The sequence below is a fragment of the Flavobacterium sp. B330r genome, from assembly GCF_056824325.1.
The window spans coordinates 1,651,870-1,674,536 of the sequence record NZ_CP124860.1; the positions used below are offsets into that span (position 1 = coordinate 1,651,870).

General features: G+C 33.0%; 22 protein-coding genes and 1 pseudogene. 18 read left to right on the forward strand and 5 right to left on the reverse strand.

The genetic code is table 11. The features are described from left to right. On the reverse strand, positions 1–1,503 hold the full coding sequence (locus QLQ95_RS07570; RefSeq protein WP_172426915.1) for a patatin-like phospholipase family protein: 1,503 nt from the start codon (positions 1,501–1,503) through the stop codon (positions 1–3). Between the two features lie 289 nt (positions 1,504–1,792). Between QLQ95_RS07570 and QLQ95_RS07575 the strand changes: the two genes are divergently transcribed. The 3 genes from QLQ95_RS07575 to QLQ95_RS07585 all read left to right on the forward strand — a co-directional run bounded on the left by QLQ95_RS07575 (position 1,793) and on the right by QLQ95_RS07585 (position 4,256). Next, positions 1,793–2,695 (forward strand): PhzF family phenazine biosynthesis protein, encoded by a 903-nt coding sequence (locus QLQ95_RS07575; protein ID WP_482503261.1) that lies wholly within the window; start codon positions 1,793–1,795, stop codon positions 2,693–2,695. 37 nt (positions 2,696–2,732) lie between these two features. Next, positions 2,733–3,476, forward strand: coding sequence for a hypothetical protein (locus QLQ95_RS07580; RefSeq protein WP_482503262.1), 744 nt, complete (start codon positions 2,733–2,735; stop codon positions 3,474–3,476). 222 nt (positions 3,477–3,698) lie between these two features. Next, positions 3,699–4,256 carry a hypothetical protein gene (locus QLQ95_RS07585; protein ID WP_320495768.1) on the forward strand — a complete coding sequence of 186 codons (558 nt, stop codon included), beginning with the start codon at positions 3,699–3,701 and terminating at the stop codon, positions 4,254–4,256. Between the two features lie 34 nt (positions 4,257–4,290). Here the strand turns inward: QLQ95_RS07585 and QLQ95_RS07590 are convergent, their stop codons facing one another. From QLQ95_RS07590 to QLQ95_RS07600, 3 genes are all read right to left on the reverse strand, one after another. After that, positions 4,291–5,418: a DinB family protein gene (locus QLQ95_RS07590; RefSeq protein ID WP_320495770.1), complete on the reverse strand. Its 1,128-nt coding sequence runs from the start codon at positions 5,416–5,418 to the stop codon at positions 4,291–4,293. A gap of 132 nt (positions 5,419–5,550) precedes the next feature. Then, on the reverse strand, positions 5,551–5,778 hold the full coding sequence (locus tag QLQ95_RS07595) for a CDGSH iron-sulfur domain-containing protein (protein WP_306153757.1): 228 nt from the start codon (positions 5,776–5,778) through the stop codon (positions 5,551–5,553). Between the two features lie 243 nt (positions 5,779–6,021). Further along, positions 6,022–7,524 carry a family 43 glycosylhydrolase gene (locus QLQ95_RS07600; protein WP_482503265.1) on the reverse strand — a complete coding sequence of 501 codons (1,503 nt, stop codon included), beginning with the start codon at positions 7,522–7,524 and terminating at the stop codon, positions 6,022–6,024. Between the two features lie 247 nt (positions 7,525–7,771). On the opposite strand from QLQ95_RS07600, the gene QLQ95_RS07605 reads away from it, so the two are divergent. The 13 genes and pseudogenes from QLQ95_RS07605 to QLQ95_RS07665 all read left to right on the forward strand — a co-directional run bounded on the left by QLQ95_RS07605 (position 7,772) and on the right by QLQ95_RS07665 (position 20,207). Continuing rightward, positions 7,772–8,746: an integrase core domain-containing protein gene (locus tag QLQ95_RS07605; protein ID WP_320493490.1), complete on the forward strand. Its 975-nt coding sequence runs from the start codon at positions 7,772–7,774 to the stop codon at positions 8,744–8,746. Positions 8,747–8,985: 239 nt separating this feature from the next. Continuing rightward, positions 8,986–11,121 carry a methionine--tRNA ligase gene (metG, locus tag QLQ95_RS07610; protein WP_320493495.1) on the forward strand — a complete coding sequence of 712 codons (2,136 nt, stop codon included), beginning with the start codon at positions 8,986–8,988 and terminating at the stop codon, positions 11,119–11,121. 240 nt (positions 11,122–11,361) lie between these two features. Beyond that, positions 11,362–11,637, forward strand: coding sequence for a hypothetical protein (locus QLQ95_RS07615; protein ID WP_320493496.1), 276 nt, complete (start codon positions 11,362–11,364; stop codon positions 11,635–11,637). A 522-nt stretch (positions 11,638–12,159) separates the two neighbouring features. Next, complete coding sequence (locus QLQ95_RS07620; RefSeq protein WP_482503267.1) at positions 12,160–13,053, forward strand: DMT family transporter; 894 nt, start codon at positions 12,160–12,162, stop codon at positions 13,051–13,053. 3 nt (positions 13,054–13,056) lie between these two features. Then, on the forward strand, positions 13,057–14,133 hold the full coding sequence (locus QLQ95_RS07625; RefSeq protein WP_482503269.1) for an acyltransferase family protein: 1,077 nt from the start codon (positions 13,057–13,059) through the stop codon (positions 14,131–14,133). A gap of 27 nt (positions 14,134–14,160) precedes the next feature. Beyond that, a pseudogene (locus QLQ95_RS07630) lies at positions 14,161–14,280 on the forward strand (DMT family transporter); the annotation flags it as partial. A gap of 119 nt (positions 14,281–14,399) precedes the next feature. Continuing rightward, on the forward strand, positions 14,400–15,107 hold the full coding sequence (locus QLQ95_RS07635; RefSeq protein ID WP_095930280.1) for an HAD family hydrolase: 708 nt from the start codon (positions 14,400–14,402) through the stop codon (positions 15,105–15,107). After that, positions 15,107–15,736, forward strand: a complete 630-nt coding sequence (locus QLQ95_RS07640) for a CatA-like O-acetyltransferase (RefSeq protein WP_482503271.1) — start codon at positions 15,107–15,109, stop codon at positions 15,734–15,736. The genes QLQ95_RS07635 and QLQ95_RS07640 overlap by 1 nt, the downstream gene beginning before the upstream one ends. Before the next feature lie 33 nt (positions 15,737–15,769). Next, positions 15,770–17,164: a hypothetical protein gene (locus tag QLQ95_RS07645; RefSeq protein ID WP_482503273.1), complete on the forward strand. Its 1,395-nt coding sequence runs from the start codon at positions 15,770–15,772 to the stop codon at positions 17,162–17,164. Between the two features lie 157 nt (positions 17,165–17,321). Then, the gene (locus QLQ95_RS07650; protein WP_482503275.1) at positions 17,322–18,458 is read left to right on the forward strand and encodes an OmpA family protein; all 1,137 of its coding nucleotides are present in this window, start codon (positions 17,322–17,324) and stop codon (positions 18,456–18,458) included. Between the two features lie 186 nt (positions 18,459–18,644). After that, positions 18,645–19,163, forward strand: coding sequence for a ferritin (locus tag QLQ95_RS07655; RefSeq protein ID WP_095930276.1), 519 nt, complete (start codon positions 18,645–18,647; stop codon positions 19,161–19,163). An 82-nt stretch (positions 19,164–19,245) separates the two neighbouring features. Beyond that, on the forward strand, positions 19,246–19,431 hold the full coding sequence (locus QLQ95_RS07660) for a hypothetical protein (RefSeq protein WP_029271150.1): 186 nt from the start codon (positions 19,246–19,248) through the stop codon (positions 19,429–19,431). Between the two features lie 83 nt (positions 19,432–19,514). Then, a complete protein-coding gene (locus tag QLQ95_RS07665) occupies positions 19,515–20,207 on the forward strand; it encodes a DUF2461 domain-containing protein (RefSeq protein WP_320493501.1) in 693 nt (230 codons plus the stop codon). Between the two features lie 71 nt (positions 20,208–20,278). Here the strand turns inward: QLQ95_RS07665 and QLQ95_RS07670 are convergent, their stop codons facing one another. Beyond that, the gene (locus QLQ95_RS07670) at positions 20,279–20,611 is read right to left on the reverse strand and encodes a single-stranded DNA-binding protein (protein ID WP_095930275.1); all 333 of its coding nucleotides are present in this window, start codon (positions 20,609–20,611) and stop codon (positions 20,279–20,281) included. 177 nt (positions 20,612–20,788) lie between these two features. On the opposite strand from QLQ95_RS07670, the gene QLQ95_RS07675 reads away from it, so the two are divergent. Continuing rightward, on the forward strand, positions 20,789–22,318 hold the full coding sequence (locus tag QLQ95_RS07675; protein ID WP_320493502.1) for a bifunctional GNAT family N-acetyltransferase/carbon-nitrogen hydrolase family protein: 1,530 nt from the start codon (positions 20,789–20,791) through the stop codon (positions 22,316–22,318). After that, a complete protein-coding gene (locus QLQ95_RS07680; protein WP_057115356.1) occupies positions 22,315–22,662 on the forward strand; it encodes a hypothetical protein in 348 nt (115 codons plus the stop codon). Before QLQ95_RS07675 ends, QLQ95_RS07680 begins: the two co-directional genes overlap by 4 nt. Positions 22,663–22,667 lie beyond the last annotated feature (5 nt).

Here is a 22,667-nt window from a genome sequence, read left to right on the forward strand (position 1 = left end):
TTAATAAACTCCCTTATTCTCTACCAGCAAATCTTTCAATTCATTGGTTTTTAAATAAGCAGCAAAACGTCCAGATAGCAATAACATTTCTTTTTCTTCTGGAGTTGTTTTTAGTTTGGTTTCAACATGCGAAGCATATTCATAAAGCATTAAAAGTTTGCCTGCATCAAAATCTTTAAATTTTTCCTTATCCAAGCTAGAAAGAATAGGTTCGCCGTATTTATCTTTCTTAAAACTATCTAAACCAAATTTTGCAATCAATTCTGCTTTAAAACTATCATGAAGTTTCAGCCAATTTCCGGCGTCATCGTCGGTTTCTTTCAATTGTGCGACTAAATCTTCGTAAGCTTGATCTTTTTTTAAGGTTAGTAAATAATCACGCAAAGTCGTAAAACCAATAACTTGATAATTTGAAGTTGGAATTTTATATTTTTCCAGCACATTTTCGACATCTTTCTCAAAAGTCATGTATCTGGTTTGAACCGTATATAAGGAAGCGGTTTCCAACAAAGAAAGCAATCCGATTTTACCATCGTTTATAAAAGGCGCTTTCTTTCCTTGTCCTAAACAATCGATAAAAAGTGCTTTTTTGTTTTTGTCTTTTACTTTAGAATCATTGTGAAGCAGTTCTATCAAAGTTTCGTACCCCATATTATCCGAAGCGCCACCATCAATCACACATAAAATTTTATCTTGATTTTTGATTCCGAATTTCGTTTTAGGAAGAACTCCAGGAAAAGCCGAACTAGCCGTAATTGCATAAGTCAGTGGAAAATCGTACCCATTATTAATATAATTTTCGTCAAGCGAAAGTGAAGCTTTATTTGGAGCCAAAGACGAATTGATTTTTAAGGCACGAATAATATGCGGCATAAACGGAAAGCGTTCTCCATTGTTATAAGCCGTTCCGTTGGCCACCATAATAGGCAACTGCGGATTAAGTTTGCTGTCTTTCGGAATAAAGAAATCCGACAAAAGCATTTGAGTCTTAAACTTATTCTGATTTTCTGGATTGGCGCTATCGTATTGCAAAACTTCCAAATCGAGACGCTGCGCCATCGAGACTTTTTCTCCTTTTTCGTTTCTGCCATTATTTAAAAGAGAAAAAATAGTAGCCGATTTATTGACATCCGATTTAAAAGCATCGGCTTTTGAAAAATAAAATTCGTTGAAGGAACAATTATCATATTGCAATCTATTTTTCAGAATTGTCAAATAATATCCTGCTGAATAACATCCGCCAGAAACAGTCGAAAAATAATCGATTTCATTTAGAAAGTTACGACTCGAATTGTCTTCTTGAATTTCTTCCAATCCCAAAAGAATACCCATGCTAAAAAACTGCGCTCTAGATCCGCCGCCAGAAATAGCAACTCCCAAAGCAATATTAGGATTTTGGATTCGGTTGTCGCGATCTTGAACCGATTTGTATTCATTTAAATTGACTGCAGGAATAGAATTATAGTTAATCTCAGAAAAAAGATTAATCTTATTTTGAGCCATCCCATCATTTATTAGAAAAAGAAAAAAGAATCCTATCGAAAGCTTTTTAAACATCATAAAAACGACAACATTATTTTGAAGGTTTAAAATTAACTGAATTAATTCAAAATGAAATCCTTGCCTAGTATTTTTTTAACTTTTCTCCTTTTTTTTTTTGATCTCGAAAGCAAATTATTAATCAAAAAGTAATGCTAAAATAACCATGAAAAACGAAACGTGTCTATGAAATACAAGAATAAACCGTAATTTTATTCCATTAAGAATCGTTTTAGATTCAAAATAGGAAAATATGAGCGGAAGAAAAGCATTAGAATATTACGTTTTAGACGTATTCTCAAACGAAAGCTACAAAGGAAATCCACTTTCGGTTGTTTTTACAGATGGAAATTTAAAATTAGAAACTTATCAGGATATCTCTAGAGAATTTCGCTATTCTGAAACCTCATTTGTCTATTATTCTACAAGAGAAAAAGCACTTGTTGTTCGTTCATTTACGCCAACCGGAATTGAAATCGATGGCGCAGGGCACAATTTATTGGGTGCAGTCTGCGGAGCTCTTCTAAAAGGAATACCCATTTTTGAGGAGCAAAATGAAAGCGAACCGTTTGTAATTATGAACCATTCGGCAATTCCAGTATCAGTAAGTTTCGATTTGGATAATTATTCACCAGTTGTTCAAATGCATCAAAAATCGGCGGTTATAAAAAGCGAAATTCCAACTTATAGAATTGCGGTGGCACTGGGCTTAAAGATTGAAGATTTGGATGTAAATTCTTTTGTTCCAACAATAGTTAAAACAGAAGTTGCGCATACAATGGTTCCTATAAAAAACAGCCAAATATTGAACAGTTTTATTCCAGACAACCAGCTTTTAATTCAGATCTCAAAAGAATATAATTTTGAAGGTTTTTATTGTTTCGCTCCAGCAGAAGAAGGTCAGGAACATATAGTCGAAACAAGATTTTTCAATCCTATCATCGGAATAAATGAAGACCCTGCAACGGGAACAGCCGCTGGCCCTTTAATTGGTTTTTTAACGCAAAAGAAATTTACTAAACCAGATAAAGAGTATAAAATTCTTCAAGGAGTTAAATTAAAGCAGCCCTCAATGATTGAAGTCATGAATCGTGACGAAGATATTCTTGTGGGCGGTTCTTCGATTATTACTATGAAAGGGGAACTTTATACTTAATATATTTGTAGCTTTAAAACTACAAAATATATCAAATATGACATTTTATCAAAGATATTTAAATGGAGAAACAAAAGAAGTTTATGATGATATTTCTAAACTAGGGAAAGACGCTTTTCTATCTAATAATATTAATGACATTGAGCAAGTATTAACAGAAACCTTTGAGAGAGTTGCTTATAATCTCAACATTATTTACAAAGAATTAGTCAACATTGATTATCTTTTTAAGACTGAATTTCAATTCAACTTTGATCGTCCTTTAGTGAATCCTCTACCAAACACAGATTCTTTACTGAAAGAACTTGATGAATCAGTTAAACCATTTGGCTTTGTCCCATTATCTTTAAAAATGTTTTATAAAATTGTTGGCGCTTGTAATTTTGGTTGGGACTATGATAAAAATGAAGATTTTATTTGGGAATGTGCAGATCCAATTCAAGTTATAAGTTTAGATGATCTTGTTTCAATAGCTACAGATGAATATGCCCTCGAAACTTTTCAAGAATATTATGAAGATGAGGGTTTTATTTCTCTAGAACTTTCACCAGATTATTTCCACAAAGACAATATTAGCGGAGGTGCTCCATATTCATTACAAATTACCAGTAAACAAAGTATTGATTCTCAATTTTTGTATGAAGAACATAATACAACTTTCATTGATTATTTAAGGATTTGTTTTGAGAATTGTGGCTTTCCACGAATAACAAATCCAGAAAACAAAAATGATTACAAAGCTTTTTTTGAAAAGGTAAAACCACAGTTGAAACGAATATAAAAAAATCGCATCTGGCAGAATGCGGTTTAACTATTTAAAACTAGATAACTCTTCTTAGTTCGTTTTCATTGGTAGCAAATCGAAAGCCTTAGAATCGTGTTCGAAGTTGTTTCTATGAAAGGCGAACTTTACTTGTAGAAAGAATAGTATTACAATTATTATTTGTTTATTTACTGCTCAAAAATAAATTGTTTACTAATCATTCAAATACCTGTATAGCTAATGGCTAAAGATGTTACGCACAATAAAATAGACTTAAAATATATTTTAATTATCCTAATAGTAGTTTTTCTTAGCACATTATTTCACGAATTAGCACATTGGTGTACGGGAGAAATCCTTGGAAATAAAATGACAGCATCCTTAAACTCTGTAAATTTAGTTTCTGGGGAATATAAAAACGAATGGAATAGAAACGTCGTAACTGCAGCTGGACCTTTGTTTACCATTTTGCAAGCAATTGTAACCTATATTCTATTAAATAAATATCCAAAAAAAGAATTATACCCCTTTTTGCTTTTTACACTTGTAATGCGTTTTTGGGCTGGATTAGCAAATTTATTAGGACCAAATGACGAAGGAAGACTTGGACTTTCTTTTGGTATTGGACTTCTTACGATTTCATTTATAGTTTGTAGTTTTCTTTTCTTTTTGATTTACAAAAGTTCTAAAAAGCATCATTTTGGTTTGAAGTTTAATCTAATAAGCTTTTTATTGTGTTCTCTTTTCTTGATTGCATTATCATTTATTAACGAATATTTTAAAATTAAGATTATATAAAAAAAACCGCATCTGGCAGAATGCGTTTTTTATTTTATTTTTTAAGCTCTTGCTCAAATTTTTGTTTCTGTTCTGGCGGAATTCGTTTTTTTAGAAACAAAATCTGACCTAAGTGACTCGATTGATGCTCCATAACGTGAAACCAGCAATATTGGTTTGTCCAATCGTATCTTGTTTGCACTTCTGCAAACCAAGCATCATCTCTTTTCTTTAATTCTTCAATTGTTTTTGCTCTTACTTGGTCATAAATATCCAAATAATACTGAATATCATGACCTTTTATTTCTCTTCCTGCCTGATCAAGATCTAATGCTGGACCCCATATTTTCTTTTCTTCTTCATTAAAATCTCTATTTTCAAAAGTAAAAACCTGATAATATTTTTCGGCTGCAGCCAAATGCATTACCAAAGCTCCTATTCGGTTTGCTTCTGCATCATGAAGATAATCAATTTCATATTGGCTCATGTTTTTTACTGTTCTCTCAACGCGAGCTTTTAAATCTTCAAGCATAGAAATCATATCTGCAATTTTAGGAGATGCTCCTTCTACATTTCCAATTTTTGCTTCTAATCTTGGTTTTATTCCTTTTCCTTCTATAAGCAAACTGCTTTTTCCATCAACACTAGATTTGTTCGAAGTAATTTTATATTCTTTTACTTTAACAATAGCGTCGTTACTTATTCCTTGAATCCATTTTGGAACATCTCCATTACTTATCGGACTTTCAAAACTTGAATTTAAAACAGTCACAGGTTCGTAAACACCTTTATCATTTTCGATAAAAAGTTCAAATTTATCAAAGTAAAACTTCCCATCAAATAGACATAAACCTCCAAAGCTTAAAGATTTACTATTCTTATCGATAGTACCTTCAACAGTGTACGAATTCCATTCTTTAGATTTTACAGGTCTGTCTCTCATATTGTCAAAAAAACCATCTTCGTCATTTTTGGTATCAACACGAGCCCAAACTCCTGCCCATGATTTTGGTTCTGTAGTTTCGACTTTTACATAAGCAGTAACTTTAAATTTTTTCTTAACAGAAGTCTGAACAGCAATGGTCTGAGATATAGAGGTCCAATCTGTAGAAACTGTTTTTACAGTTTGAGCCTGACTCATGCTAAAAAATAAAAATAGTAGTGGTATTATTAGTTTTTTCATTTTTAGGAAATTAATGTTGCAGTAAATGTAATATTGTTTTTCTAAGTAATACCTTACTTTTATAAAAACTTCATAAAAAAAAACCGCATCTGGCAGAATGCGGTTTAACTATTTAAAACTAGATAATTCTTCTTAGTTCGTTTTCATTGGTGGCAAATCGAAAGCCTTTGAATCATGTTCGAAGTTGTTTCTATGCGCTCCATCGCAAAATGGTTTGTTTGCAGAATGTCCGCAACGACAAAGACCTAATGCAGATCTTCCTTGTAAACCGTAAAGTGCTCCTTCTGGATCCATAATTTCAAAATCACCTTCGATTTTGATTGACCCATTTTTATTGATGATTAATTTAGTCTTGCTCATAAGTTTGTTTTTTTCGAGTGCAAAGATTGCGAAATATATTCTCATTTATAAGCGAGAAACGTAGTTTAAACTGGTTCTATTTTATTTGGAATTCCGCAGAGAAACACGAAGATTTCACACAGAGATTCGCAAAGATTTTAACTTATTTTGAGGAACTAATCTCGCAAAGACGCAGAGTCACAAAAGTTTTTTATTCTTTTGTCAGACTGAACGAAGTCGAAGTCCCGCAAAGATGAGCTTAACTTACTCTAAAGTTTTATAAACAAAATTCTTAAATTTCACACTTCCCTTTCCAATAGAACAAAGACCGATTCTTAATCCCAAAAATCCGCTTAAGACATTATGATTGTATCCTGAAACTTCTACTGAATTTTCGATTTTCTTCCAGTCTTTTCCGTCTAAACTGTAAAACATATCTACTGTGTTTTTGATATTCTTTAAACGAAGAAAGACTTTTCTATTATGTGTATTTTTTTCTGTTGGAAACTGCCATCCTCTCAAGTTTGCCAAAATGTTGTTTTGATCGGCTAGTATTCCGGAGTAATATTTATTATCGTAAAAAAGCGTTAATCCGCCTGTTGCGTTGCCTTCAATTTCCATTTCAACTTCAGCTGTATACGAATGTCCGCCTGGAACAACTACTAGAGGCGAACTGTTTCCTACTCCGTCGCCTTTTCCTTCAATAGTCAACGTGTTATTGGCAACTTTAAATCTTGAAGCTTCTACTCCACTATAAAACTTCCATTGCGGTTTAAGAGCCGAACCTCCAAAATTGTCACTCAAAGAAAATTCAGGAAGCGTTTTTCCTTCTGGTTTTGCAATTGGTTTATCGGTCTCGATATTATCTGGAATTTTATACCAGCCGTCTTTTGTCCATTCAACAGGCTGCAATAAAGTCTGACGCCCTAAATTGTAATAATCCTTTTCGTAACCATGAAAAATCATCCACCATTTTCCGTTTGCATCTTCAAAAACGGTGCTATGTCCTTTTGACCACCACGTTTCAGAACTGCTATTGGTTCTCACAATCGGATTATGAGGCGAGTTTTCCCAGGGACCTAATGGCGATTTTGATCTTGCCGAAATGACCATATGACTTGTGGCGGGTCCAGCTGTTCCACCTTCGGCAACCGTTAAATAATAATATTCTCCACGCTTGAATAATTTTGGCCCTTCCATACAAAAACATTCAATACTCCATTCACGCGGAATTTTCCATCCGTCGTAAACATGTTTTAATTCGCTTGTTACTGAAAGGCCATCTTTGGATAAAGCCACATAACCTCCGTTACTAAAATATAAATATCTATTCCCTTTATCATCTGTTACGTGTCCAGGATCAATATTTCCGATTTTTAAATCGACAGGTTCACTCCAAGGTCCGTTAATAGAATCGGCTGAAACTACGAAGTTGGTATTATTCGCAGGAAAATAGATATAATATTTATTGTTGTACTTGATTAAATCGGGTGCCCAAACTGCGCCAACATATTTGTGAAGCGCATTGGTTACCGGTTCCCAATTCATTAAATCGGTAGAATGCCAAATTAAAAGTCCTGGATAATAATCGAATGAAGAATGCACAACATAATACTCTTTTCCGTCGCGCAATAAACTCGGATCGGGATAATCACCCGCAAAAATCGGATTAGAATATTGGTTTTGTTTTGGACTTTTTTCTGGTTGTGATTGAGAATAACCGTAATACGAAAACAGTACTAAAAAGGTTAGATATATTTTATTCATATTTTGATATTTTTTTTTCAAATATAGTCAAAAAGACTATAAGTAAAATATACCACATAATAAAGAAGATTTTTCAAGCGTTTGTCAAATTGAACGAAGTCGAAGTCCTCACAAAGCACATTATTTAGTTGAAGTAAAACAACCTCGCAAAGTCGCAGAGGCGCAAAGTTTTTCATGGTTTTCTTGTCATTTCTGTAAAGGTTAGATATTTCGGTAACAAAATTTACCTTTAATAAATTTTGTTGCGATGAGAAATAACAGTCATGATTCAACACTAGAAAGAAACTATTTAGAGAAGTATCGTTTTTTGATAAAAGAATATGAGCAGGTAAAAAACAAGACGCATCCAGTGCATAAAAAGGCTATGGAATTTTATAAGGCAAATGACACCTGCAGAAAAAGTTTCTTAAAGTATTATAACCGCTATAAGCAGAGCGGTAAGTCTTTAGATCTACTGCCTCAAAAGCGAGGTCCAAAATACAAGACAAGACGTCCTGTGCCATTTATAGAGCGAAAAGTAATTGAATTAAGAGAAAAAGGAAACAACAAATATGAAATTGTTAGTATCTTAAAGCCCAAATTAGGAAGGAGCACTCCTTCATATTCTGGAGTTTATAATATTTTAAAACGCAATAATATAAATAGGCTAACTCCGAAGATTAAAAAGAATCATCAAAAAATAATCAAGGAAAGAATGGGTCAGCTTGGTCACATTGATTGTCATCACTTAAGCAAGAGCATCATAAAAGGAGAGAATCGAAGATTGTACCTAGTGTGCATAATTGATGATTACAGTAGGATTGCCTGGGCGGAATTAATTCCCGACATTACTAGTTTAACAGTTATGTTTGCAGCATTAAAATGCTTAAACATCTTAAGTGATCATTATGAAATAAAATTTGAAGAGATTTTATCTGACAATGGGCCTGAATTTGGAATCAAAACCAGCCAGCAGAAATATAACCATCCTTTTGAGAGAATGCTTATGGAATTAGGGATTATCCATAGACACACCAAACCTTACAGACCACAGACAAACGGAAAGGTTGAACGCTTCTGGAGAACTCTTGAAGATGATCTGCTTAGAGAAACTGATTTTGATTCTTTGGAAGAGCTAAAAGAAGAATTATTACAATATTTATATTACTATAATCACGAAAGGCCACATCAGGGAATTGATGGAAAAAAGCCAATCGAAATGATAAATCCGTTACCGAAATAAGTGACTTTTACAATTTCGACGGAGGAGAAATCTTCGCGAGTAACTCCGCTCCTAAAAGCGCCAATCTTTGTCGAGCTACTTGCGAAGATTTCTCCTCCGTCGAAATGACAATATTGAGGAAGAACTCAGTGAATCTTTGTGGAATTCTCTTTGAATCTCTTCGAAAATAAAAGCGAATCTCCGTGTAATATTAAAATCTCAAATCTATTGCTTATTTTTGCACTCAATAAAATTGAATTATGATACAAGATCCAAAGAGATATACGATCACGGCGGCATTGCCTTACACCAACGGACCTATTCATATTGGTCACTTGGCGGGAGTTTATGTGCCTGCAGATATATATTCGAGATATTTAAGATTGCAAGGAAAAGATGTAGCATTTATTTGCGGAAGCGATGAACATGGAGTTGCAATCTCTATGAAAGCCAAAAAAGAAGGAATTACACCACAGCAAGTTATTGATAAATATGACGGGATTATCCGCAAATCGTTTGAAGATTTCGGGATTTCATTCAACAACTATTCAAGAACTTCGGCTAAAATTCATCATGATACGGCTTCGGAATTCTTTAGAACATTATATGATAAAGGAGATTTTATTGAAGAAGTTACCGAACAATTATACGATGCAAAAGCAAATCAGTTTTTAGCAGATCGTTTTGTTGTGGGAACTTGTCCAAAATGTGGTAATGATGGAGCTTACGGAGATCAGTGTGAAAATTGCGGATCTACTTTAAACGCTACGGATTTAATTAATCCAAAATCGACCATTACTGGAGAAACTCCAATTCTTAAAGAAACAAAACACTGGTTTTTACCTTTAGACAGATATTCTGATTTTCTAACAGAATGGATTTTAGTCGGACATAAAAACGATTGGAAAACGAATGTTTACGGACAAGTAAAATCTTGGATCGACGCAGGATTAGAGCCTCGCGCCGTAACACGTGATTTAGATTGGGGAATTGATGTTCCTGTTGAAGGTGCCGAAGGCAAAAAATTATATGTTTGGTTTGATGCGCCAATTGGATACATTTCTTCTACAAAAGAATGGGCAGCGCGCGAAGGAAAAGATTGGCAACCGTATTGGAAAGATGAAGAAACTAAATTGGTTCACTTTATCGGAAAAGACAATATTGTTTTCCATTGTATCATTTTCCCAGCGATGTTAAAAGCTGAAGGAAGTTATATTTTACCAGACAATGTTCCTGCAAATGAGTTTTTGAATTTGGAAGGAAACAAACTTTCGACTTCTAAAAACTGGGCCGTTTGGTTGCACGAATATTTAGAAGAGTTTCCAGATAAGCAAGATGTTTTGCGTTACGCTTTAACATCAAACGCTCCTGAAACAAAAGATAACGACTTTACTTGGAAAGATTTCCAAGCTAGAAATAACAATGAATTAGTTGCCGTTTTCGGAAACTTCGTGAATCGTGTTGTAGTTTTAACTAATAAATACTACGATGGCGTTATTCCAACTCCAAACGAATTCTCAGAAGTTGATGAACAAACTTTAAACGAATTAAAAGCATATCCAGCTGTAATTGCAAGTTCGGTGGAACGTTACAGATTCCGTGAAGCTTTAGGCGAATTAATGAATGTGGCACGTTTAGGAAATAAATACCTTGCAGACGAAGAGCCTTGGAAAGTAATGAAAGACAATCCAGAGCGTGTAAAAACTCAAATGTATGTGGCATTGCAAATTGCTGCTGCTTTAAGCGTTTTAGCTGAACCGTTTTTACCTTTTACTGCTGCGAAACTTTCTAAAATCTTGAATTTGGCTGACCTTAAAGAGCATTTTGCAGGTTTCAGTAAATTCTTAAAAGAGAAAGATCGCGATGCAAAAGACATCTTTATTGAGAAAACTTTAGGTTGGAATGACATTTCTGAAAATTCAGATTTAATTCCAGCAGGACATAAAATTGGCGAGGCAGAATTGCTTTTTGCTAAAATTGAAGACGAAGAAATACAAAAACAAGTAGATAAATTGGAAGCGACAAAAACCGCAAATATTGCTGAAAACAAACAAGCAGAACCACAAAAAGATTTAATTCAGTTTGATGATTTTGCGAAAATGGATATTCGTATCGGAACTATTTTGGAGGCTGAAAAAATGCCAAAAGCAAACAAACTTCTGGTTCTTAAAGTGGATACCGGAATCGATATTCGTACGATTGTTTCAGGAATTGCGGAGAGTTTTTCGCCAGAAGAAATCATCGGAAAACGTGTTTCTGTATTAGCAAACTTAGCGCCAAGAGCTTTACGCGGAGTTGAAAGTCAAGGAATGATCTTGATGACAACAAATGCAGAAGGAAAACTGGTTTTTGTAAATCCAGATGCTGATGCGCCGAACGGAGCTACGGTAAACTAAAAGTTCTTTTTAAGAATCGAAATATAAAACATGAGAAATTTCTCATGTTTTTTACTTTTATATAAGTTTATAATTGTAAGTTTGTTCTGCAAAAATACCAGAAGTAATTCTGAACTTTATTAAAAGTTAAAAATAAGCGAACCCTCGCCATGATGTCCCTATGGAAACTCGGGAAATCTATCCTTCTGGGTATTTTTGCACATCTAAAGCGAGGGTTTCGTGCGTCTAATATTTTCGATTATGCAAAGAGAAAATCAAAAACCGACACATCAAGATGTAATGCCATCGATGGCAAAATTCCTTTCAGACCTTTGGTTTGAAGGAGATTTTAGAGAACAGCCCAATTATCTGTCTGAAATTTTCAAGCGAATTCTTGAAACAGAATTGGGAGATGACAAAGAGCTAAGATCAAAAATGATGGAATGCATCAAAACCAGTGAAATGCTTGCCGAAACACTCGAACCGTTTTCGGATAAACAAATTCAGAAAGCTTGCAGTAAATTTTTAGCTGCTTAAAACAACAAAAAAGCGCATGAAATTTTAATTAAGATCATGCGTTTTTACAATTATGCATTTTATAATCTTTAGATCAATAAGAAATTATGGGCTACAGTAAATATGAATATATCAATGATAAAAAATTCTACACCGTTACAATTAATGCCAGTAAATGTAGTGGCAACCAATCTTTGATTAATGAAATATCAGAATGCATGATTTTATCAGAAAGATCAATTAATATGCACATAATCAATGATTTTTTTTACAACCAAATTTCACAAGGAAATTGTAAATTTATTATCGAAAAAAGTAAGTTCTTATTAGAAAAAAACAAAGAATCATACACCTTTCTAGTGGAACTTCTTGAAATGTATAAACAATATTCATTAGATTCAAAATATGAATGTATAATTGAATTTACTTAATTTCAAGCAAAAGCGTTAATTGGTTAAAATTAATCAATTCGCGCTTTTTCCTTTCAAAATAGTTGCTTTCTAAGTTATCTTTGAAAAATAATACAAGAATAAAATACATCTAATGAAACTCACAAAACCAAGATTAGCCCTAATCTGCGGTATACTCTGCATATCTATTTTCCCGATATTGGTAAAATTACGTTTAACACCAGGATTAATTTCGGCTTTTTACCGAATGTTCTTTGCTGTGGTGCTGTTACTGCCTTATGTACTTTTTAGTGGAAACTTTAAACTTCCAAAACTAAAATTTGCACTTTTGGCAATACTTTGCGGTGTTTTATTTTCGTCTGATGTTGCGGTTTGGAATATCGCTATTCAGGAATCAAGCGCGACTCAGGCTTCACTTTTAACCAATTTATCTCCAGTTTGGGTTGGTGTTGGTTCTTTCTTTTTTCTGAAAGCAAAACCTGCAACAAATTTCTGGATCGGAACATTGGTCGCTTTATTCGGAATGGTCACTTTGGTCGGTTTTGAATTTTTTATCGATTTAAACTTCGATAAAGCATTTCTATTTGCCGTTTTATCTGGCATTCTATATTCCATTTACCTTTTGGTAAGCAAAAATGTCCTTTCAGAAGTCGATGTTCTTTCGTTTATGACGATTAGTTTAATGGCTTCAAGTATTTATTTGGGAATTTTATGTTATTCATTAAACGAACCTTTCACAGGATTCACAGATATGGGCTGGTTTGTTTTGGTTTTACAAGCCGTAATTTGTCAATTGTGTGCTTGGCTTTCGATTAGTTATGCCACACAACACATGCGTGCGACAAGAGTTTCGTTAAGTTTATTGAGTCAAGCTGTAATTACCTCAATTTTAGCTTGGTTGTTTTTGGAAGAACAAATAACTTTACAGATGGTTTTGGGCGGAATCATTCTGCTTTTCGGAATCCGAATTACGTTTTACGATAAAACGATTTCTTTAAAAAGGCTTTTTTCTAAAAATCAAATATAAATAATGAGATACAATTACTTAGAAGGTTTAAGAGGTTATATGGCATTATGGGTATTTTTTTATCATGCCTCTGGTTTTCTTCCTCAGGCAAAAACACAAAATAAATTTTTAAGCTTTTTTTTTGATGGTTCTCTTCCAGTCATTATTTTTATTATACTTAGTGGTTTTGTAACACATTTACTACTTCAAAAAAATGAAACTTATTTTTTTTATTTAAAAAGAAGAGCCTTAAGACTGTTTCCAATTTATTTAATTTGTTTGCTGATTTCACTATTTCTATTAAAATTTTCTTTACATACACTAGAGCAAATACCTTTTGAAGGTTCTAAAATATATAGCCGAATTAAATTAATTGAAACCTATTATAATTCTAATAAAATATTAAACATACTTAGTCATTTAACTTTATCACACGGTTTATTTCCTGAAAGTAGATTCCCTTTTACTTATACAATAATGGGCCAATCATGGAGTTTAACCTTAGAATGGCAGTTTTATATTCTAATCCCTTTCTTATATTATTTTCTAAATAAAAAAAACGTCATCCAAAATGGTTTAATAATAATGCTATTTATTCTCACAATGTTGTTTTCAAAAAATCATATAACACAGCCTTCTTTTTTACCAAATATGATTGCTTTTTTCTTAGTAGGCTATTTTTCGATGCCACTCTTTAAAAAATTTGAATCTTCAAATAATAAATATCTTTTTATATTCTTAGGTTCTATTGCTTTAATCTATTGTTTCAAAAATTGGATGATTACTTGTTTAATACTGATTTGGGGAATCACTTTATATTTTCAAAAATATAAAAACAGTTTTTTTGATATTCTTTTTGGAAGCAGAATAATTCAGTTTTTAGGAAAAATATCTTATTCGGTATATTGCATACATATGATAGTTTTAATAGTTTTAGTTAATATTTTACAAAAACTAAAAATTGATTCAGTTTTCACTTACTCAGTATCAATTCTATTTGGAGGTGCTTTTTTCACAATATTAATTTCTCATTTAACATACAAATACATTGAATTATATTTTATAAAACTAGGTAAAACAAAATATGATTCAAATTTTTAATCACTATTCAAAAGATTAATTAGTTATTTTTTAGAAGAACAAATAACTTTACAGATGGTTTTGGGTGGAATCATTCTGCTTTTCGGAATACGAATTACGTTTTACGATAAAACGATTTCTTTGAAAGGGCTTTTTTCTAAAAATTGATATTATAGTTTCACGCAGATTCGGCAGATTGAGCAGATTTTAAAAATCATTTTAATCTCAATGATCTGTGGCGAAAAACCTGAAACCTGAAACAAACATAACTTGAAACAAAAAACATTATGTTACATAAAACTAAAATACCAAACTTAAAAGTAATCGCTTTTGATGCCGATGATACTTTGTTTGTAAACGAACCTTATTTCGAGGAAACCGAACATAAATTTTGCGCTTTGATGGAAGATTACCTTTCACATCAAGGCATTTCGCAGGAATTATTCAAAATAGAAATTGCCAATCTGCCTTTGTATGGATATGGAATCAAAGGATACATTCTTTCGATGATTGAAGCCGCGATGAATATTTCTAACAATACCATTCCGATTGAAGTCATTGAAAAAATCATTCAATATGGAAAAGAATTATTGGAAAAACCAATCGAATTGTTAGACGGAATTGAAGAAACTCTTGAAGCTTTAAAAGGAAAATACAAATTGGTCGTTGCTACAAAAGGCGATCTAAAAGATCAGCACAGCAAATTGCATCGTTCTGGTTTGGGGCATTATTTTCATCATATCGAAGTAATGTCAGACAAACAAGAAATCGATTATCAGAAACTTTTAGGCCGTTTAGATATTGAGCCACACGAATTTTTGATGATTGGTAATTCATTAAAATCAGATGTTCTTCCTGTTTTAGGAATTGGCGGTTATGCTGTTCATATTCCATTTCATACTACTTGGGAACACGAAAAAATTAATCATACTATAGAACACGAGCATTTTAGTTCATTTGAAACTATTGCAGAAGTGGTTCCGAATTTATTATAATGAAAACACTTTTAGACCTAGAAAATTGGAATAGAAAAGAGCATTTTGCCCATTTCAAACAAATGGAAGAACCGTTTTTTGGAGTCACCGTAGAAATTGACTGCACCAAAGCGTATCAAACCGCAAAAAGTATAAACGCTTCTTTTTTCATTTTCTATTTGCATAAAACTTTGGCTGCAGTAAACGCCATTGATAATTTTAAATATCGAATTTCAGAAGACAAAATATACATTAACGATCAGATTGATGCGTCGGCAACAATAGGTCGTGAAGATGGCACTTTCGGATTTTCTTTAATTGAATATCATCCTGATTTTAAAACATTCGAACAAATTGCATTAACCGAAATCGAACGAATTCAAAACACAAACGGACTTTTTACCAGATCTTTTGATGATGATAATCTGATTCATTTTTCGGCAATTCCGTGGTTGAATTTTAGTTCGATAACTCATGCACGCAGTTTTACGTATCCAGACAGCTGTCCAAAAATTTCGTTTGGTAAAATGATGGTTTCCGAAACTGGAAAAAGAACCATGTCAATGGCCGTTTATGTTCATCATGGTTTAATGGACGGAATGCACGTTGGTCAGTTTGTAGATCTTTTTCAAGAGCTTATGAATCAGTAAAATAATCGGAATGATTTTTGCGCCCAAAAACATATGAAGCGAATTTTTCTTTTTTTGTTTTTTATCTCTAGTTCTGTTTTGTTAAGTCAAACAGTACTAACTTCTTATGCAATAGATTTAAAAAACCAAATTGGCCAATCTGAAATTATGATTGGTGAAAACACCATTACTCATGATGTTTTTCTTTTTGCTGCCAGTGCAGATAGCCTTTCGATATTAAAGTACAATAGTGCTTTATTTCTTAGAGATAAATTTGTTACAAATCGTCAGTATACTCAAAACAGATCTTTAATGGGTTACAGTTTTAGCGAAGATGGAAATCCTACTTTATATTGGTTTTCGAAAGAAGACAAATCAATTATTTTAATTAAATATTATCTGGAAAACAAAACCTCTAGAGCATTAAAATTTCAGATTCCGCTTGAAGAGAATTCGCTAATAACAAATTATCAGAGAGACAACAACTTCTATTTGTTAATGAAAGATCGAACAAAAGAGGCTTTGATTGCTTTTATTTTTAAAAACGGAATGGCCGAACAAAAGTTTTTAGATTTTAGCGCTTTCAAATTTATAGATCAGAAAAACCAGCCTAAAACATTTCATCAAATTTTGTTTGAAAATCCAATAGAACTGATGGGATCTGGCGAATACAATCCGTTGTATAAGGTTACTGCCAAAAGTAAAATTTATACCCTTCCTAATCGCTTGATTCTAACTTTAGATCAAAACTTTAGAAAAACGCAATTGTTTGATATTGATTTAGAAAATCTAGAAATAAAAGAAAAGACATTTTTAAAACCGGTTGGAGATAAAAACCCAAAAACATCTAATTCTTATTATCACGAAAATAAATTATATCAAATTAATCTTAATGCCGATGAGCTTTTGCTTGACATCAAAGATTATGGATCTGGTGAATCGATAAAGTCTTTTGCGGTTTCAAAAAAAGACACCATTCGTTTTAGTAATTCCCCATTACTAATGCAAATTGAAGATCGTGAGCCCAGAAAATTAAAGAATACAGCGAAATTTTTAAAAGCTTTATCTTCCCTTGACGCCGGAGTTTCGGTTTATAAAAACGAGAAAAATCTCTTTATCACATTAGGAGGAAGCGGAAGAGATTTCCATACGGTATCTATTAATGGTTTTAATTTTAGCGATCCTTTTGGAGATTTTCCTTCAAACAATTATTACAATGTTGAGACCAATTATTCTGTTTTTTTTGAAAGTATATGGACCAAAAAACTAGAACCAACACAAGAAACACACGAGCCTTTTGCTACCGATAAAATCTTCTACTTTTTAGATTCTCATCGAGAAGCAGTTCTTCCTAATTCTGTTAAACTAAGTAATTACACCATTTTAACTTATTACGATATGGTTGCGAAACAGCTTGTTCTTCGCAAATTTGCTGACGGATTTAATTAAACCCATTCGTTGATAAAACCTATTTGCTCTTATTTTCCTTATTTTTTATCGCTTAGATTTTTGCCAATTACCCTATTTTAATACTTTTTTGTCTTTAAGGGAAAGTTTTTACTTACAATTTGTTGTTGTTTTGGACAATATTTAAAATTAAGAAACAATGAAAAAAATTGTAATGACTCTTGCATTTGCCCTGGCTTTAACAGGAGTACATGCGCAAACAGAAAACAATAGCAGCTATAATAAGTGGTCTGTTGAACTAGCTGGCGGACTAACTAAGCCACAACGATCATTTTCAGCAGGTTACTCAACAAGTACTCCAAGCCCTTGGGTTGGCGAAGTAGGGGTTCGTTATATGTTCAACAACAAATTTGGTTTAAAGGCCGATTTTGGATACAACAGTTTTACTTCAAAAAGCAACTCTATTGATTTTGATTCAAAAAACTACAGAGTAGATTTACAGGCTGTTGCTAACTTAGGTCGTATCATGAATTTTGAAACATGGACAAACACTGTTGGTTTATTAGGACATGCTGGTTTTGGTTATGGTCAATTAAGAAGTGATAACTTTAAAGGAGCAGATGAAGTGGGTAACTTTATTGCCGGTGTAACTGGACAAATAAAATTATCAAACAGAGTTGCTTTAACTGGTGATTTCTCTACTATTTTGAATGCATCACAAGATCATACCTTTGATGGAGCTTATGTAGCTCAAAACAGAGGTTTCTCAGGTTTGATTTTTAATGGTACAATTGGTTTAAATGTGTACTTAGGAAAAAATGCAAAACATGCAGACTGGACTGTAACTTCAAGCGAAGGTAACAATGTGGATATTTCTGGTTTAGAAAGCAAAGTAGCAGATCTTGAAGCACAAATCAAGAAAATACCTGCACAAAAAGAAGTAGTTGTTGAAAAACAAATAAACACTCCTCAGGCAACTGATAACGAATTAATCAGAAGAATGATTAATGATAAATATTACAGTGTTTATTTTGATTTCAATAAAACAACTCCAATCGAGAACTCAACAGCTGCGATTGACGTTGTGTTAAATTACTTAAGAAAAAACCCTTCTGCATCTCTAGACCTTGTTGGTTATGCTGACCAAGTTGGAAAAGCTGAGTATAATGAAAAATTATCTTATACTAGAGCTACTAACGTAAAAACAATTTTCGAAAAAGCTGGAATTGCTTCTTCTCGTTTAAATGTTGTTGCAAATGGTGCAGATACATCAATTCAAAAAGATTCTGAGGAAGCTAGAAGATTAGCTAGACGAGTTACTTTTATTGTAAAATAATTTCTTTTTAATACTTGATTCGAAAGTCCTTAAGATTTTTTCTTAGGGGCTTTTTTTATGCTACACACCTAAAGCCTAACTTCTTACTATTATTCTACTTACAGTTAATCAAAGAGTCTAATGTTTTCGAGCTTTAGAAAAATGAAATGAATAATTTTGCTTAATTTTACAAAAAAGACACTTATTATGTTAGCAAAAAATATTGAATCAGCTTTAAACAAGCAAATCCGCATAGAAGCAGAATCTTCGCAAACTTATCTTTCTATGGCTTGTTGGGCTGAAGTACAAGGATTAGAGGGAATCGCTCAATTTATGTACACACAGTCAGATGAAGAGCGCGCACATATGCTTAAACTAGTTAAGTATGTAAACGAACGCGGAGGACACGCTCAGGTAACAGATCTTAAAGCGCCAAAAACAACTTATACTACTTTTAAAGAGATGTTTGAGGAGCTTTACAATCACGAACTTTTTGTTTCGCAATCTATCAACGAATTAGTGCACATTACTTTTGAAGAAAGAGATTATGCTACGCACAATTTCTTGCAATGGTACGTTTCTGAACAAATTGAAGAGGAAGCTACAGCTAAATCGATCTTAGATAAAATCAACTTAATTGGTGATGATAAAGGTGGACTTTATTTGTTTGATCGTGATATTCAGCAATTAACAGTTACGAGTTCAATCGCTATCAATCCTAAATAAAAAAGTTAAAGTTTATTTAGAACATTTAAAAATAACTTTTTTGGTTTATATTTGTCTCTGTTTTTAAAATTCAGAGGAAAAAGTGAGCAAGAAAGAAAAAGACAAGGACAAAAAAAAGGATAAAAAGAAAAAGAAAAACAAAGATATCCTTGATAAAATTAAGAAGATTGAAAACTGTAAATCTTCTTGCTGTGAGAAATATAAAAAGAGCGAAAAGAAACGCTGCTCACGCTGTCCTATGTTTGACTTATTCAAAAAAACTGCTTAATACAATATAGAAAAACCCATCAGATTTCTCTGGTGGGTTTTTTAGTTTTAAATTGCAGTCACTTTCGATTTTTAAATTCAATTATGGAAAACACTGTTACAATTCCCAAATCTAGTCTTGACTTTTTAGTTGAACTGAAAAAGAACAACAATAAACCTTGGTTTGAAGAGCATAAACCACAATATTTAATAGAGCTCAATCATATTGAAAATTTTGCAGGCGCTTTACTGAAGGAACTTTCCAAAACTGATGTTTTAGAAAATGCTTCGGGCAAGAAAAGCGTTTACAGAATTTATCGAGACATTCGTTTTTCTAAAGATAAAACCCCTTTTAAGCATTATTGGGGAGGAAGTTACACACGAGCAACTGCAGCAAGACGTGGCGGTTATTATTTTCATCTGGAAAAAGGAAACAGCTTTTTTGCTGGTGGTTTCTGGGGACCAAATGCCGCAGATTTAAAACGAATAAGAAACGAATTTGCTCAAGATCCAGAAACCTTTCAAGAAATATTGAATTCAGATTCTTTCAAAAGCAATTTTGGCACTTTGCAAGGAGAACAGCTCAAAACAAAGCCAAAAGGTTTTGATGTTGATCATCCTGCCATTGATTTGCTTCGTTTCAAACAATTTTTGGTCATTAAGCGTTTTACAGATGAAGAAGTCTTGAGTCCGCAGTTTTTAGAACTGGCATTGGATGCTTTCAAAAACATGAGACCTTTTTTTGATTATATGAGCGAAGTTCTTACAACTGATGCTAATGGCGTTTCGATACTTTAATTCATTTATAAAAACAACAAACCCGACAGGTTTTGGATCCTGTCGGGTTTAACTATCTCGAAAAAAAAACGCTATTTACTCAACAGTAAAATTTCATTTATTACAACCTCGGTTATATAACGTTTCTCTCCGTTTTTATCATCATAGCTTCTGTGTGTCAGTTTTCCTTCAACAGCGATTTCTTTACCTTTTACAACATACTTTTCTATAAGTTCTGCGGTTTTCCCCCAAGCAGTTATTCGATGCCACTCTGTTTGTTCTACTTTCTCGCCTTTATCATTTCTATAAATCTCATTTGTTGCGATCGTAAGGTGTGCTAGTTTTCTACCGCTTTCTAATGTTTTAATTTCTGGATCATTCCCTACATTCCCGATTAATTGTACTTTGTTTCTAATTGCACTCATGGCGTATACTATTTTAATGTTACTATTAAATTGAATCGTTTATCAAATTCAACATGGCAAAGATGCGAAAGCTCAGACGAGACAGTCGGTTATTAACTATTTACTATCGACTGTAACTATTTGTAAGCGTTTGTAAATGGAAATTGTTTTTTGTATATTTGAGATAAATCTTACGATATGCAGGCAAAAATTAAAAAAGTAGAGTTACGAAATCTTGAAATAGAAGACTATAAACAATTAAAGAAATCGATGATCGAATCGTATCCAGAAATGGCCGATTCTTATTGGAGATCTGAGGATATAGAAAGACTTCTTTCTATTTTTCCAGAAGGACAGCTGGTAATTTTGGTTGATGGAAAAGTTGTTGGCTCTGCCCTATCTCTTATTGTTGATGAAAAATTAGTAGAAAAAAGACATAATTATCAGCAGATTAGTGGCGATTATACCTTTTCGACCCACAATCCGAATGCTGAAATTTTATACGGAATAGATGTTTTTATTCATCCAAATTATAGAGGCTTGCGTTTAGGACGTCGTTTGTACGATGCAAGAAAAGAACTTTGCGAACAATTGAACCTTAAGGCGATTGTTTTTGCAGGAAGAATTCCGAACTATAGAGAACATGCCAAAAAGATGTCTCCAAAAGCTTATATCGAAAAGGTGCGTACCAAAGAATTGTACGATCCGGTTCTTTCTTTTCAGTTAAGTAACGATTTTCACGTTTTGAGAGTCATCAAAAATTATTTGGAAGGAGATGAAGAATCGAAAGAATTTGCGGTTCTATTGGAATGGAATAATATTTACTATGATGATAGTCCGAAGCTGATTAATTTGAAGAAAAATATTATTCGCTTAGGATTAATTCAGTGGCAGATGCGTCCACTTAATAATGTTGAAGCGCTTTTTGAACAAGCCGAATTTTTTATTGACGCCGTTTCGGGTTATGGTTCTGATTTTGCTTTATTCCCAGAGTTGTTTATTGCGCCTTTAATGGCCGATTACAATCATTTGTCTGAAGCAGAAGCCATTCGTGAACTGGCTCGTCACTCTGATCCTATTAGAAAAAAGTTTCAGGAATTTGCCATTTCATACAATATCAACATTATTACTGGAAGTATGCCTTATCTCGAAGGCGGAAATCTCTATAATGTTGGTTTCTTATGCAAAAGAGATGGAACATCAGAAATGTATACCAAAATTCATATCACGCCAAACGAAGTTATCCATTGGGGAATGAAAGGCGGATCTCAGTTTAAAACCTTTGATACCGATTGCGGTAAAATCGGAATTTTAATCTGCTATGATGTTGAGTTTCCAGAACTTTCTAGACTTTTAGCAGATGAGGGAATGAATATTTTGTTTGTACCATTTTTAACAGATACTCAAAACGGGTACACTCGCGTAAAACATTGTTCGCAGGCACGCGCCATCGAAAATGAGTGTTATGTAGCCATAGCAGGTTGCGTTGGAAATCTTCCGAAAGTAAATAATATGGATATTCAATATGCGCAGTCTTCTGTATTTACGCCATCCGATTTTGCTTTTCCAAGTAACGGAATCAAAGCAGAAGCTACGCCAAATACAGAAATGACCCTAATTGTAGATGTTGATTTAAACTTACTAAAAGAACTTCATGAACATGGAAGCGTAAAAACATTAAAAGACAGAAGATCCGATCTTTATGAAATTAAAAAATTGAATTCATGAAAACATGCCTCGAATGCTCAGCCAAAATTGTTGGCAGAGAAGACAAGAAATTCTGCTCAGACAGTTGTCGAAATGCCTACAATAACAAAATAAATAAAGATAGTACGAATTTCATGCGAAATATAAACAACAAGTTACGCAAAAATTACCGTATTTTGGCAGAGTTAAATGTAGACGGAAAATCGAAAGCTTCGAGAGATAAATTACTAACAAAAGGTTTTGATTTTGAGTTCTTTACAAACATTTTACAGACCAAGACAGGAAATACATATTATTTCTTGTACGATCAAGGCTATCGTTCCTTGGACAATGATTATTTTATGCTTGTTAAAAAAGAAATATAGTTAGT